General features: G+C 51.4%; 14 protein-coding genes. 1 reads left to right on the top strand and 13 read right to left on the bottom strand.

Features of this window, described 5'->3' with window-relative positions:
* Positions 1 to 106: 106 nt before the first annotated feature.
* Both glmS and glmU read right to left on the bottom strand, forming a co-directional pair.
* Positions 107 to 1,936, bottom strand: a complete 1,830-nt coding sequence (glmS, locus tag KQJ18_RS15185; protein WP_216422225.1) for a glutamine--fructose-6-phosphate transaminase (isomerizing) — start codon at positions 1,934 to 1,936, stop codon at positions 107 to 109.
* 349 nt (positions 1,937 to 2,285) lie between these two features.
* Positions 2,286 to 3,656, bottom strand: coding sequence for a bifunctional UDP-N-acetylglucosamine diphosphorylase/glucosamine-1-phosphate N-acetyltransferase GlmU (gene glmU / locus KQJ18_RS15180; protein ID WP_038635769.1), 1,371 nt, complete (start codon positions 3,654 to 3,656; stop codon positions 2,286 to 2,288).
* A gap of 344 nt (positions 3,657 to 4,000) precedes the next feature.
* Between glmU and KQJ18_RS15175 the strand changes: the two genes are divergently transcribed.
* Complete coding sequence (locus KQJ18_RS15175; protein ID WP_216422224.1) at positions 4,001 to 4,144, top strand: hypothetical protein; 144 nt, start codon at positions 4,001 to 4,003, stop codon at positions 4,142 to 4,144.
* A gap of 165 nt (positions 4,145 to 4,309) precedes the next feature.
* Here KQJ18_RS15175 and KQJ18_RS15170 read toward each other — a convergent pair whose 3' ends face one another.
* The 11 genes from KQJ18_RS15170 to mnmG form a co-directional block, all read right to left on the bottom strand.
* Positions 4,310 to 4,729 (bottom strand): F0F1 ATP synthase subunit epsilon, encoded by a 420-nt coding sequence (locus KQJ18_RS15170; RefSeq protein WP_003023809.1) that lies wholly within the window; start codon positions 4,727 to 4,729, stop codon positions 4,310 to 4,312.
* A 20-nt stretch (positions 4,730 to 4,749) separates the two neighbouring features.
* Positions 4,750 to 6,132, bottom strand: coding sequence for a F0F1 ATP synthase subunit beta (gene atpD, locus KQJ18_RS15165; protein ID WP_006687764.1), 1,383 nt, complete (start codon positions 6,130 to 6,132; stop codon positions 4,750 to 4,752).
* Between the two features lie 26 nt (positions 6,133 to 6,158).
* Positions 6,159 to 7,022: a F0F1 ATP synthase subunit gamma gene (gene atpG, locus KQJ18_RS15160; protein WP_006687765.1), complete on the bottom strand. Its 864-nt coding sequence runs from the start codon at positions 7,020 to 7,022 to the stop codon at positions 6,159 to 6,161.
* 50 nt (positions 7,023 to 7,072) lie between these two features.
* On the bottom strand, positions 7,073 to 8,614 hold the full coding sequence (gene atpA, locus KQJ18_RS15155; RefSeq protein ID WP_003023802.1) for a F0F1 ATP synthase subunit alpha: 1,542 nt from the start codon (positions 8,612 to 8,614) through the stop codon (positions 7,073 to 7,075).
* Between the two features lie 12 nt (positions 8,615 to 8,626).
* The gene (gene atpH, locus KQJ18_RS15150) at positions 8,627 to 9,160 is read right to left on the bottom strand and encodes a F0F1 ATP synthase subunit delta (RefSeq protein WP_006687767.1); all 534 of its coding nucleotides are present in this window, start codon (positions 9,158 to 9,160) and stop codon (positions 8,627 to 8,629) included.
* 14 nt (positions 9,161 to 9,174) lie between these two features.
* The gene (atpF, locus tag KQJ18_RS15145) at positions 9,175 to 9,645 is read right to left on the bottom strand and encodes a F0F1 ATP synthase subunit B (protein WP_003023796.1); all 471 of its coding nucleotides are present in this window, start codon (positions 9,643 to 9,645) and stop codon (positions 9,175 to 9,177) included.
* A gap of 59 nt (positions 9,646 to 9,704) precedes the next feature.
* Positions 9,705 to 9,944: a F0F1 ATP synthase subunit C gene (gene atpE, locus KQJ18_RS15140; protein ID WP_003023794.1), complete on the bottom strand. Its 240-nt coding sequence runs from the start codon at positions 9,942 to 9,944 to the stop codon at positions 9,705 to 9,707.
* Between the two features lie 46 nt (positions 9,945 to 9,990).
* Positions 9,991 to 10,806, bottom strand: coding sequence for a F0F1 ATP synthase subunit A (atpB, locus tag KQJ18_RS15135; protein WP_006687768.1), 816 nt, complete (start codon positions 10,804 to 10,806; stop codon positions 9,991 to 9,993).
* A gap of 7 nt (positions 10,807 to 10,813) precedes the next feature.
* Positions 10,814 to 11,194 carry a F0F1 ATP synthase subunit I gene (gene atpI / locus KQJ18_RS15130; protein WP_042311402.1) on the bottom strand — a complete coding sequence of 127 codons (381 nt, stop codon included), beginning with the start codon at positions 11,192 to 11,194 and terminating at the stop codon, positions 10,814 to 10,816.
* Positions 11,195 to 11,808: 614 nt separating this feature from the next.
* Complete coding sequence (rsmG, locus tag KQJ18_RS15125; RefSeq protein ID WP_069323646.1) at positions 11,809 to 12,432, bottom strand: 16S rRNA (guanine(527)-N(7))-methyltransferase RsmG; 624 nt, start codon at positions 12,430 to 12,432, stop codon at positions 11,809 to 11,811.
* Positions 12,433 to 12,534: 102 nt separating this feature from the next.
* A complete protein-coding gene (gene mnmG / locus KQJ18_RS15120) occupies positions 12,535 to 14,424 on the bottom strand; it encodes a tRNA uridine-5-carboxymethylaminomethyl(34) synthesis enzyme MnmG (protein ID WP_038635780.1) in 1,890 nt (629 codons plus the stop codon).
* Between the last annotated feature and the right edge of the window lie 159 nt (positions 14,425 to 14,583).

Genomic DNA, 14,583 nt, shown 5'->3' with positions numbered 1-14,583 from the left:
TGACGGTTTGTCACATAAAACAGGCGGGATAATTGATTAAAAACAGAACAAGCTAAAAAAAATGCCCCGCTTTAAGCAGGGCATTTTCAGTTCAGCGGGGTTCGGCTTATTCCACGGTAACCGACTTCGCCAGGTTACGCGGCTGGTCCACGTCGGTACCTTTAATCAGCGCCACGTGATACGCCAGCAGCTGCAGCGGAACGGTGTAGAAGATCGGTGCAATCACCTCTTCCACATGCGGCATCTCGATGATGTGCATGTTTTCGCTACTGGTAAAGCCAGCATCCTGATCGGCAAAGACGTACAGCTGACCGCCGCGGGCACGAACTTCTTCAATGTTGGATTTCAGTTTTTCCAGCAGTTCGTTGTTCGGTGCGACCACGATAACCGGCATATCGGCATCGATCAGCGCCAGCGGACCGTGCTTCAGTTCGCCTGCGGCATAAGCTTCAGCGTGAATATAAGAGATCTCTTTCAGCTTCAGCGCGCCTTCCAGCGCAATCGGATACTGATCGCCACGGCCCAGGAATAGCGCATGGTGCTTATCAGAGAAACCTTCCGCCAGAGCGGCAATGCGTTTGTCCTGGGAGAGCATCTGCTCAATACGGCTCGGCAGCGCCTGCAGACCATGAACGATCTCTTGCTCAATAGAAGCATCCAGACCTTTCAGACGAGACAGCTTAGCCACCAGCATCAGCAGAACGGTCAACTGAGTGGTAAAGGCTTTCGTGGAGGCCACACCGATTTCGGTACCGGCATTGGTCATCATCGCCAGGTCGGATTCACGCACCAGAGAGGACCCCGGTACGTTACAGATAGCCAGCGAGCCCAGATAGCCCAGCTCTTTAGACAAACGCAGACCCGCCAGGGTATCCGCCGTTTCACCAGACTGGGAAAGGGTGATCATCAGGCTGTTACGACGCACGGCAGATTTGCGATAGCGGAATTCAGAAGCGATTTCGACATCACAAGGAATACCGGCCAGTGACTCAAACCAGTAGCGGGACACCATACCGGAGTTGTATGACGTGCCACAGGCGATAATCTGGATATGCTCAACCTGAGACAGCAGCTCATTAGCACGCGAACCCAGCTCGCTTAAATCCACTTCACCGTGGCTAATGCGCCCGGTCAGTGTATTTTTAATCGCATTTGGTTGTTCGTAGATCTCTTTCTGCATGTAGTGGCGATAAATACCTTTTTCGCCCGCGTCATATTGCAGATTCGATTCGATATCCTGACGTTTCACTTCCGCGCCAGACTTGTCGAAAATAGAGACCGAACGACGGGTCACTTCCGCGATGTCACCCTCTTCCAGGAAGATAAAGCGACGGGTTACCGGCAGCAGCGCCAGCTGATCGGAAGCAATAAAGTTTTCACCCATACCCAGACCAATCACCAGCGGGCTACCAGAACGAGCCGCCAGCAGCGTTTCCGGGTTACGGGTATCCATGATCACCGTCCCGTAGGCACCGCGCAGTTGCGGAATAGTACGCAGTACGGCTTCACGCAGCGTCCCACCCTGTTCCAGCTCCCAGTGCACCAGGTGAGCAATCACTTCGGTATCGGTTTCAGAAACAAAGGTGTAACCACGCGTTTTCAGCAGTTCACGCAGCGGTTCATGGTTTTCAATGATGCCGTTATGCACCACGACAATGTGTCCAGAAACATGGGGATGCGCGTTCGCTTCTGAAGGTTCTCCGTGGGTCGCCCAACGGGTATGAGCGATACCGGTACCGCCATGCAGCGGATGTTCTTCCGCTGCAGCAGTCAGCATCTGCACTTTACCCAGACGACGCAGGCGAGTCATATTGCCTTCAGCATCGACAACGGCCAGACCTGCAGAGTCATAACCACGATATTCCAGACGACGTAAACCTTCGAGAAGGATTTCAGCTACATCACGCTGCGCGATAGCGCCAACAATTCCACACATATTTTTTGATTCCGAATTTAGGCATTGTGCCTGTCGTTGTCGCTGACCTGTTTCCCCTTCGTCTTTCACTCCGTAGCTACGTTGGCTACGCTTACTCACTACGGTCACTTACTTTAGTAAGCTCCCGTAGATTCCCAAGCTTGCCGCCTTGCTACAGCGCGAAATACTTTGGGTAATACCCGTATTCCGGGCGCCCCGAGCCTTGTAGAGAGTGGGGTTATTTTTATGGTACTGCTTGTTGAGCGGAGGATTATGTTATCCCCTCGTCTCTGGTCTGCCTGATGGCGCTCACGCTTATCAGGCCTACAGAACGTCACCGCACGCAGGCCACCATCCGGCAAAAACTGAATTACTTTTTCTTCACCGGGCGCTGCCAGCCTTGTTTATGGACCTGAGGCACACGGCTTAATACCAGTTCGTTATCGGCAACATCGCGAGTTACGGTCGTCCCCGCCGCGATGGTGGCGCCTTTACCCACGGTGACAGGTGCCACCAGCTGAGTATCGGAACCGACAAACACATCATCGCCAATAATGGTTTTAAATTTATTCGCGCCATCGTAGTTGCAGGTGATCGTACCGGCGCCGATGTTTACGTTATCGCCAATTTCCGCATCGCCCAGATAGGTCAGGTGACCCGCTTTAGAGCCTTTACCCAGACGCGCTTTTTTCATTTCGACGAAGTTACCCACGTGTGCGCCTTCCTGCAGCTCTGCACCCGGGCGCAGACGCGCGAAAGGACCGATGGTGCATGCTGCTTCCAGATGCGCATCTTCCACCACGCTGTACGGACTTAGCTCACAACCATCACCAATCACGCTGTTTTTGATGATGCAGCCAGCACCAATCTTGACGCGATCCCCAACGGTTACGTTACCTTCAATGATAACGTTAGTATCAATTTCGACATCGCGCCCGTGAATAAGCGTACCGCGAAGATCAAAACGTGCCGGATCGCGCAGCATCACGCCCGCCAGCAGCAGTTTTTCTGCCTGCTCGGACTGATAAACACGCTCCAGACGAGAGAGCTGAAGACGGTTGTTCACCCCTTCAGTTTCACTGATTCGTGCCGGATGTACCGCAGCAATTTCGCGCCCTTCCTGATATGCCATCGCAATGATATCGGTGATGTAGTATTCACCCTGCACGTTGTTGTTGGTCAGTTTGGACAGCCAGCGCTTCAGGTCTGCGCCGTTGGCAATCAGGATGCCGGTGTTGATTTCCTGGATTTGACGCTGCTCGTCAGTGGCATCCTTATGTTCAACAATGCCTGTGACTTTACCGTTATCACGCGTAATTCGCCCATAACCCGATGGGTCGTCCAGGTTTACCGTTAACAAGCCGATCCCCCCCTGCGGTTTAGCATCACGCAGGCGACGTAGTGTTTCGGTGGAGATCAGCGGCACATCGCCATAGAGCATTAAAATGTCTTCGTCATCACTAAAGAATGGTGCCGCCTGTTGCATTGCATGACCGGTACCCAACTGCTCGGCCTGCAGTACCCAGTTCAGGTTGCCATCTTTCAGCGTCTGCTTAAGCAAATCACCACCGTGTCCGTAGACCAGATGTACGTGAGTCGCGCCTAATTCATTAGCGGCATCAATGACATGCTGCACCATCGGTTTTCCTGCGAGGGTATGCAGCACTTTAGGGAGATCGGAATACATACGCGTGCCTTTGCCTGCGGCAAGGATCACGACGCTCATAGCATTATTCAACATACACGTCCTGACTGTAATTTGAGAACGAATTTATACCGTTTCACATTGAAAATACTACATTTTTTTCATCGTGAAATGGACCGAAGATAAAACGTTCAATCGGGGAAATTCCCCATCTGATAACTGTCTATTTTCGTCTATATCTACGTGTTTTGTCTCCCCAAAACCAGCAGTCTGCTCTTATTAAAGCCTTAGGTGGATGTTTTTGCTATTTTTTTGCCGCATAAATAAAGAATGACATTAGCGAAGGTATGATTTTAGGCATGCAATTCGGTGGGAAGCAGAAAAGGCAAACACGACAATACGATGTGAAAGAAAAGAGCAGGAGGGGGGGAATTTAACAAATGGCGCTAGCTGATAAACTGCATTACGCATCGCGCCACAGAGCAGGCAGGGAAAGACTAAAAACTCATATTGCTGAACAGGGCGATGATTTTGTTGATCAATTTCATGTTGGTATCTCTTTTTTATCTGAGTTTATTATGTGATATACATCACAAAAAAGAGTCTACGCCTCAATTTTTAACCAATCAATATTTTTTTGATCTAAATCACGAAATAATAAAACTGCTTTTTATTTCCATTTTTCCTGAAACAAAGCGAAAAAAAGCCAGCCTGGAAACCAGACTGGCCTTGTGTTTTTCAAGCCGGTGTTACATCGCTTTTTTGGTCAACTCGATAACGCGTAGTTTCGCGATCGCTTTGGCCAGTTCCGCAGATGCCTGAGCGTAATCCACGTCACCATGAGAGCTCTTGATATGCTCTTCAGCCTTACGCTTCGCTTCCAGGGCTCTCGCTTCATCGAGATCCTGTCCGCGAATCGCGGTGTCAGCCAGTACGGTCACGCTGCCAGGCTGCACTTCGAGAATGCCGCCGGACAGGTAGATAAACTCTTCATGACCGAACTGTTTAACGATGCGGATCATACCAGGCTTAATGGCGGTGAGCAGCGGAGCGTGACCCGGGAAAATACCCAGTTCACCTTCACTACCCGTTACCTGGATTTTTTCGACCAGACCAGAGAACATTTGTTGCTCTGCGCTGACGACGTCCAGGTGGTAAGTCATTGCCATATCACCCTCCGATTAAGGCGTTAAAGTTTTTTGGCTTTTTCCACAGCTTCTTCGATGGAACCAACCATGTAGAACGCCTGCTCTGGCAGGTGGTCGTATTCGCCTTCCATGATGCCTTTAAAGCCACGGATGGTGTCTTTCAGGGAAACGTATTTACCTGGAGAACCGGTGAATACTTCCGCAACGAAGAACGGCTGGGACAGGAAGCGCTGGATCTTACGCGCACGTGCTACCACCAGTTTATCTTCTTCAGACAGTTCATCCATACCCAGGATGGCGATGATGTCTTTCAGTTCCTGATAACGCTGCAGCAGGGACTGTACGCCACGCGCGGTGTCGTAGTGTTCCTGACCAACAACCAGCGGATCCAGCTGACGGCTGGTGGAATCCAGCGGGTCAACGGCCGGGTAGATACCCAGGGATGCGATCTGACGGCTCAGTACCACGGTTGCATCCAGGTGAGCAAAGGTGGTTGCTGGGGATGGGTCAGTCAAGTCATCCGCAGGTACGTATACCGCCTGAACGGAGGTGATAGAACCGGTTTTGGTAGAGGTGATACGTTCCTGCAGAACACCCATCTCTTCCGCCAGGGTCGGCTGGTAGCCTACCGCTGATGGCATACGACCCAGCAGTGCAGATACTTCAGTACCGGCCAGGGTGTAACGGTAGATGTTATCAACGAACAGCAGAACGTCACGACCTTCGTCACGGAACTTCTCAGCCATGGTCAGACCGGTCAGAGCAACGCGCAGACGGTTTCCCGGCGGCTCGTTCATCTGGCCATATACCAGGGATACTTTGTCCAGAACGTTGGAGTCGGTCATTTCGTGGTAGAAGTCGTTACCCTCACGAGTACGTTCACCAACGCCCGCAAACACTGAGTAACCGGAGTGTTCGATCGCGATGTTACGGATCAGCTCCATCATGTTTACGGTTTTACCTACACCCGCACCACCGAACAGACCAACTTTACCGCCCTTCGCGAACGGACACATCAGGTCGATAACTTTGATGCCGGTTTCCAGCAGTTCCTGAGAACTGGACAATTCTTCATAGGTAGGCGCTGCACGGTGGATAGCCCAACGCTCTTCTTCACCGATATCGCCTTTCATGTCGATCGGGTGACCCAGGACGTTCATGATACGGCCCAGGGTTGCTTTACCTACCGGGACTTCGATCGGGTGCTCGAGGTCTTTAACTTCCAGACCACGACGCAGACCGTCGGAAGAACCCATGGCGATGGTACGTACGATACCGCCGCCGAGCTGCTGCTGAACTTCCAGCACCAGGCTCTCTTTACCATTCATAACCTCAAGAGCATCGTACACGCGCGGTACGGCATCCTGAGGGAATTCGACGTCAACCACGGCGCCGATTACCTGGACAATTTTTCCAGTAGCCATCTTGAATCCTCTACGAATTAACCTGGTTATACCGCGGATGCACCACCGACGATCTCGGTGAGTTCCTGAGTAATGCTGGCCTGACGAGCTTTGTTGTATACCAACTGCAGCTCTTTAATCAGGCTGCCGCCATTGTCGGTCGCGGCTTTCATCGCCACCATACGTGCGGCCTGCTCGCTGGCCAGGTTTTCTACCACGCCCTGATAAACCTGAGACTCGACATAACGACGCAGCAGAGTATCCAGCAGCGCTTTCGGGTCTGGCTCATACAGGTAATCCCAGGATTTACGCTTCAATTCATCATCATCTGATGCCGGCAAAGGCAGCAGTTGGGTGATGGTTGGCGTCTGAGACATGGTGTTAATAAATTTGTTGCTGACAACGTACAGTTTGTCCAGACGACCTTCGTCGTAGGCCTGCAGCATCACTTTAACCGGACCGATCAGTTCGGACAGGGAAGGGTTATCCCCCATGCCGGTTACCTGAGCAATCACATTACCGCCAACGGAGTTAAAGAAAGACACGCCCTTAGAGCCGATCATTGCGATATCGCACTGAACGCCTTTATCGGACCATGTTTTCATATCCGCCAGCAGCTTTTTGAACAGGTTAATGTTCAAGCCACCGCACAGACCACGGTCGGTCGACACCACCAAGTAGCCCACGCGTTTAACGTCGCGTTCTTCCAGGTAAGGGTGCTTATATTCCAGATTACCATTCGCAAGGTGACCAATCACTTTGCGCATGGTCTCTGCATAAGGACGGCTGGCCGCCATGCGATCCTGCGATTTACGCATTTTGGAAGCGGCGACCATCTCCATCGCTTTAGTGATCTTCTGCGTGTTCTGGACGCTTGCGATCTTACTACGTATCTCTTTTGCGCCGGCCATGAGCTTCTCCTCAATGCCTTGCGGTCCGTCCTAAGACAGACCGCCAGACGTTACCAGGACTGGGTTGCCTTGAAGGAATCGAGGATAGCTTTCAGCTTGCCTTCGATTTCATCGTTATAGCCACCGGACTGGTTGATCTCTTGCATCAGCGGAGCGTGGTCACGGTCGACGTAAGCCAGCAGAGCGGCTTCGAAGCTACCGATTTTCGCCAGTTCCACATCTTCGAGGTAACCGCGTTCAGCCGCAAACAGCACCACACCCTGCTGTGCAACAGACATTGGCGCATACTGTTTCTGCTTCAGCAGTTCAGTTACTTTCTGACCGTGGCTCAGCTGCTTACGCGTAGCTTCATCCAGGTCGGAAGCGAACTGAGAAAACGCGGCCAGTTCACGATACTGCGCCAGCGCGGTACGAATACCACCGGACAGTTTCTTGATGATCTTGGTCTGCGCTGCGCCACCTACACGAGATACGGAGATACCCGGGTTAACTGCCGGACGAATACCGGAGTTGAACAGGTTGGTTTCCAGGAAGATCTGACCATCGGTAATAGAAATTACGTTGGTCGGAACGAACGCAGAAACGTCACCCGCCTGGGTTTCGATAATCGGCAGAGCGGTCAGGGAGCCGGTTTTACCTTTAACTTCACCATTGGTGAACTTCTCTACGTATTCCGCGTTAACGCGGGATGCGCGTTCCAGCAGACGGGAGTGGAGGTAAAATACGTCGCCCGGGAATGCTTCACGTCCTGGCGGACGACGGAGCAGCAGGGAAACCTGACGGTAAGCAACAGCCTGTTTAGACAGGTCATCGTAAACGATCAGTGCATCTTCACCGCGGTCACGGAAGTATTCGCCCATTGCGCAACCGGCATATGGCGCCAGGTATTGCAGTGCAGCAGATTCAGACGCGGTCGCCACCACAACGATGGTGTTGGACAGTGCGCCGTGTTCTTCCAGTTTACGAACCACGTTAGAAATGGTGGACGCTTTCTGGCCGATAGCCACGTACACACATTTGATGCCGGAGTCACGCTGGTTGATGATGGCATCGATAGCCATCGCGGTTTTACCGGTCTGACGGTCACCGATGATCAGCTCACGCTGGCCACGTCCGATTGGGATCATGGCATCAACAGATTTATAACCGGTCTGCACTGGCTGGTCGACGGACTGACGTTCGATTACGCCCGGTGCGATAACTTCGATTGGCGAGAAGCCATCGTTATCAACCGGACCTTTACCGTCAATCGGGGAACCCAGAGTGTTCACCACACGACCCAGCAGGCCACGGCCAACCGGAACTTCCAGAATACGACCCGTACACTTAACCTTCATGCCTTCGGCGAGGTCGGCGTATGGACCCATCACAACAGCACCTACAGAGTCGCGCTCCAGGTTCAGTGCGATAGCGTAACGGTTACCCGGCAGGGAAATCATCTCACCCTGCATACAATCGGCCAGGCCGTGAATGCGGATAACACCGTCACTTACAGAAACAATAGTACCTTCGTTGTGAGCTTCGCTCACAACATTGAACTGAGCAATGCGCTGCTTGATCAGTTCGCTGATTTCGGTGGAATTCAGTTGCATGCTCCAGTCCCCTTAAGACTGCAAGACGTCTGCAAGGCGCTCAAGACGGCCGCGTACGCTGCCATCAATGACCATATCACCCGCTCGGATGATTACGCCTGCCATTACAGACTTATCGATTTTGCAATTCAGCTTAACTTTGCGTGACAGACGTTTTTCCATCGCTGCACTAATCTTCGTAAGCTGTTCATCACTCAGTGCATTGGCAGAAGTGACTTCTACCTCAGAGATAGCCTCACTGGCTGCACGCAGATGAATAAACTGCTCAAGAACATCCGGGAGCGCATTCAGACGGTTATTTTCAGCCATTACCCTAATCAGGTTTTGGCCGCTTTCGTCCAGCTGCTCACCGCACACGGCGATAAACGACTCAGCGAGCGTTTCTGGCGCCAATGCGCCAGAGAGAAGCTCTGCCATTTGTTCGTTTTTCGTCACCTCAGCGGCGAAAGTCAGCATATCCTGCCAACGGTCTACGCTTTGGTGCTCAACGGCAAAGTCAAAAGCTGCTTTGGCGTAGGGGCGAGCTACCGTAATAAATTCAGACATCAGCCCCTCCCTCCTTACAGTTCAGCGACAAGTTTGTCCACGATGTCGCTATTAGCAGCTTCATCCACGGAACGTTCGATGATCTTCTCGGCGCCAGCAACAGCCAGGATAGCAACTTGCTTACGCAGCTCTTCGCGAGCACGTTTACGCTCGGCTTCAATTTCCGCCTGCGCCTGTGCCACGATTTTAGTACGTTCCTGCTCTGCTTCAGTTTTAGCTTCGTCCAGGATCTGAGCACGGCGTTTGTTCGCCTGCTCGATGATTACCTGAGCTTCCGCCTTCGCTTTTTTCAGCTGGTCGGTCGCGCTGGCCTTTGCAAGGTCAAGATCCTTATGTGCTCGTTCTGCAGAAGCAAGGCCGTCAGCAATTTCTTTTTGACGTTTTTCGATGGCAGCCATTAACGGCGGCCATACGTACTTCATGCAGAACAGAACGAACAGGACAAACGCGATGGCCTGGCCGAGGATTGTTGCGTTAAGATTCACAGCACAATGCCTCTATCTAGTTAACGTTCTGATATTGCTCTTAATTCAAGCAACGCTTACTACGCGACAGCAAACATCACGTACAGACCCAGACCTACAGCGATCATTGGGATTGCATCCACCAGACCCATAACGATAAAGAACTGAGTACGCAGCAGAGGAATCAGATCCGGTTGACGCGCTGCGCCTTCCAGGAATTTACCCCCGAGGATGCCGATACCGATCGCAGCACCGATTGCCGCCAGACCCATCATCACAGCGGCAGCAATGTACAGCAGATCCATATTCAGGTTTTCCATGACAGTCTCCAGTTTGTTTCAGTTAAAACGTAGTAGTGTTGGTAAATTAATGCTCTTCAGATGCCATCGACAGATAGACAATCGTCAGAACCATAAATATGAAGGCTTGCAGCGTGATAATCAGTATGTGGAAAATGGCCCACGGCACATTCAGAATCCACTGTGACCACCACGGCAACAGACCAGCAATCAGAATGAAAATCAGCTCACCAGCGTACATGTTACCGAACAGTCGCAGACCAAGAGAGATTGGTTTGGACAGCAGGCTTACCCCTTCAAGGATTAAGTTGATAGGGATGAACGCCCAGTGATTGAACGGCTGCAGCGTCAACTCTTTCGCGAAGCCACCGATGCCTTTCATTTTGATGCTGTAGAACAGAATGAGGATAAATACGCCCAGCGCCATCGACAGGGTGATGTTCACGTCAGCGGACGGAACCACACGCAGAGCCGGCAGGCCAAAGATATGCTCACCGATGTACGGCAGCAGGTCGATAGGCAGCAAATCCATAAAGTTCATCAGGAATACCCAGACGAAAATCGTCAGGGCCAGCGGAGCAATCAGCTTGCTTTTGCCATGGTACATGTCTTTCACGCTGCCATGCACAAAGCCGATTACCAGCTCAATCGCGGTCTGAAATTTACCTGGTACGCCGCTGGTCGCCTTTTTGGCAACGCTACGGAACATTAACAGGAACAACAGACCCAGAACCACCGAGAAGAAAATGGAGTCAATATTGAGCGTCCAGAAGGTGGCTGGGGGGTTGTGCGGATCCACCAGCGAGAATGTACGTAGGTCCAACTGAAGGTTATTCAGATGGTGTCCTATGTAATCCTGCGGCGTCATATTTTCTGAAGCCATGATGCCTTTACCCTTTGTTGTTAATTACAGCCGGCGCCAGTATCTGAACCACCAGCACCAAAACCCACGTAACGATCAGCGGCACGAATACCGCTTTCAAAACAGCCAACGCCACAACCAGCAACACCAGCATCGCTAACACCTTGAAGGCTTCGCCGAAAGCGAACGTCCAGGCAACCCGACCTTTCGCTGGTGTATGCACCTGGTGACGCCAGGCGAATATCATAAACAACACATTAGGCAGTAACACTGCCAATCCCCCGCACAGTGCGGAGATGCCCCAGAAGGGGTCTTTGAGGCTAAACAGCAATCCACTTGCTATTACCGCCAGAAGCTGTGTGAGCAAAAGCTTACGAGCAACGTTTCGACTCAAGAGCGACATAGACATCACGTGTTTACTCCTGCTCCCTTCGAGGTATGCCGCGTGTCGTATAAAACGTTCTTTATGGCTTAGAGTCAAGCATCAAAAAGCGGACAAATTATACGGTGCGCCTTCGTGATTTCAAACAATAAGTAGCTAAAAAGTGAATAAATGTTTAAATATTTTTCGTTGTCCCACATTTATTACTTTTTGGCAAACTGTGAACGATCATGCAAAACTGCAAATGCCGCGAAAACACTGGCGTTAAAGCGTGCACCAGATCACATATTGAACATATTCCGCTTCGCATAATTTATTTACGTGGCAAATGGTGCCATTTCATCTTTTTGATATTTAAGCGTAAAAAGCGCCACTATTTCAAAAACAACGCCTAACAACAAAAGAACCATCGATTGACATTTATAATAAAAAATTAACACAAGCGGTGGTTCTTAGGTTCTATTTTTAGCAGACTGATATTTTCACAGTTGACTTGTTTCGCTTTTAACAAAAAACGGTACGTTATAGTTATGATGCAAAACCGTAAGGTAGAGGTGAAATGCAACAGCATTTCACCTCACTACTCTCTATAACTTTTAACACCGGGGTAGCCGTTTTTTCTCTATTTTTTTTGATAAAAATTAAATTTTGTTTGGTTTAATAACCACCAAATGACGTTCACCATCCAGTTGTGGAACGCGTAATTTTTCGACTGACTCGACGCTGAATTCTGCAGGCAACGAGGCGATTTCCTCTTCAGGCAATTGACCTTTGAGCGCATAAAAGCGTCCGTTCTGGCCCGGCAAGTGATGACACCAGCTCACCATATCATTGAGGGACGCGAATGCACGGCTGATCACCCCATCAAATGGCGGCTCTGAAGGAAATTCTTCAACCCGACTTTGCACAGGCGTAATGTTAGTAAGACCAAGCTCATGCTGCACCTGACGTAAGAAACGGATGCGTTTTCCCAGGCTATCCAACAGTGTGAAATGCGCTTCAGGCCGCACTATAGAGAGAGGAATTCCCGGCAGACCCGGTCCCGTGCCAACATCAATAAAGCGCCCGCCCTTCAGATAAGGCGCGACAACAATGCTGTCCAGAATATGGCGCACCAACATTTCGTTGGGATCCCGCACCGACGTCAGGTTGTATGCTTTATTCCATTTGTGCAGCATATCGACATACGCAATCAGCTGATTTTTCTGGTGATCGGTAAGAGAAATACCGGCATCAGCCAGCAGACGAGAGAGTTTGTTGAGCACGGTCGTTACCTGTTAATAATCAAATGCCCGATGCGCTATCGCTTATCGGGCCTACAAGTTTGTAGGGCGGACAAGCGAAGCGCTCCCGCCAAATTAGTGTTATCAAGCGCTGCGGCGCAGCATACCTTGTTTTTTCAGCCATACCAGCAGAATGGAGATGGCGGCAGGCGTTACGCCAGAAATGCGCGATGCCTGGCCGATCGATACCGGTTTGTGATCGTTCAGTTTGGCGATGACTTCATTCGACAATCCCGAGACCTGGCGATAATCCAGCGTTGCAGGCAACAGGGTATTCTCATTACGCTGTTGTCTTTCGATTTCTTCCTGCTGACGAGCGATATACCCTTCGTATTTCACCTGAATCTCAACCTGTTCCGCGGCCTGAGCATCATCTAGCGCCGGTGCGAATGCAGATAAAGAGGTCAACTGAGCATAGGTCATATCCGGGCGACGCAGGAGATCTTCACCGCTGGCCTCACGAGATAAAGGTGTTGCCAGGTGAGCGTTCACTTCAGCTGCAGATTCCGCTAATGGGTTTACCCAGGTTGATTTGAGACGCTGACGTTCTTGTTCAATGCGCTCCAGCTTTTCGTTGAAGCGAGCCCAACGCTCATCGTCCACCAGACCCAGTTCACGCCCAATTTCGGTCAGACGCAGGTCGGCGTTATCTTCACGCAGCATCAAGCGGTATTCAGCACGTGAGGTAAACATGCGGTACGGTTCTTTGGTTCCCAGCGTGCACAGATCGTCGACCAGCACGCCAAGGTAAGCCTGATCACGACGCGGTGCCCAGCCGTCTTTCTCAGCAGACAAGCGTGCGGCGTTGAGACCTGCCAGCATCCCTTGGGCGGCGGCTTCTTCGTAACCGGTTGTACCGTTAATCTGGCCTGCAAAGAACAGGCCCTGGATGAATTTGCTTTCCAGAGTGGGTTTCAGGTCGCGCGGATCGAAGAAATCGTACTCAATCGCATAGCCAGGACGAACGATACGGGCGTTTTCCATCCCCTGCATGGATCGAACAATTTGCATCTGTACATCGAACGGCAGGCTGGTGGAGATGCCGTTCGGGTAAATTTCGTTAGAGGTCAGTCCTTCCGGCTCGAGGAAGATCTGATGCTGGTTGCGATCGGCAAAGCGCATCACTTTGTCTTCGATCGACGGGCAGTAGCGCGGGCCGATACCTTCGATTACGCCGGCATACATTGGGCTACGATCGAGGTTATTACGGATCACGTCATGGGTTTTCTCATTGGTATGCGTGATGTAACACGGCATCTGGCGCGGATGCTGAGAAGCGTCGCCCAGGAATGAGAAGACCGGCATCGGGTTGTCGCTGTTTTGTTGACCCAGTACGCTGAAATCGATAGTTCGTGCATCAATACGCGGTGGCGTACCGGTTTTCAGGCGGCTGACGCGCAGCGGTAGTTCACGCAGACGGCGTGACAGCGGAATAGACGGCGGATCGCCAGCACGGCCGCCGCTGTAGTTGTCCAGACCAATATGGATTTTGCCGTCGAGGAAAGTCCCCACGGTTAATACGACCGCTTTGGCACGGAACTTCAGTCCCATTTGGGTTACGGCACCCACGACACGATCGTTTTCAACAATCAGATCTTCAACCGCCTGCTGGAAGATCATCAGGTTGGGTTGATTCTCCAGCGCCGTGCGTACTGCCTGACGATAGAGCACACGATCGGCCTGAGCTCGGGTAGCGCGAACGGCTGGCCCTTTGCTTGCGTTTAGTATCCTAAACTGGATACCTGCGTGGTCGATCGCTTTTGCCATCAATCCACCAAGCGCATCCACTTCTTTTACCAGGTGTCCCTTCCCAATACCGCCAATCGCCGGGTTGCAGCTCATCTGCCCCAGAGTGTCGATATTGTGTGTCAAAAGCAGGGTCTGTTGTCCCATTCGCGCCGCGGCCATTGCGGCCTCGGTGCCTGCATGACCCCCGCCAATGATGATGACGTCAAAAGGATCCTGATAAAACATGGTAATTGCCTCGCATAACGCGGTGTGAAAATGGATTGAAGCCCGGGCCGTGGATTCTACTCAACTTTAGTCGATCGAGAAAGACCTGGGATCCTGGGTATTAAAAAGAAGATCTTTTTATTTAGAGATCTGTTTTATTGTGATCTCTTATTAGGATCG

It is taken from the genome of Citrobacter sp. S55_ASV_140 (assembly GCF_018919505.1).
Classification (GTDB): Bacteria; Pseudomonadota; Gammaproteobacteria; order Enterobacterales; family Enterobacteriaceae; genus Citrobacter; species Citrobacter werkmanii.
The sequence above is the reverse complement of the archived record's forward strand: the minus strand, read 5'-3'. Positions and strand labels throughout refer to the sequence as shown.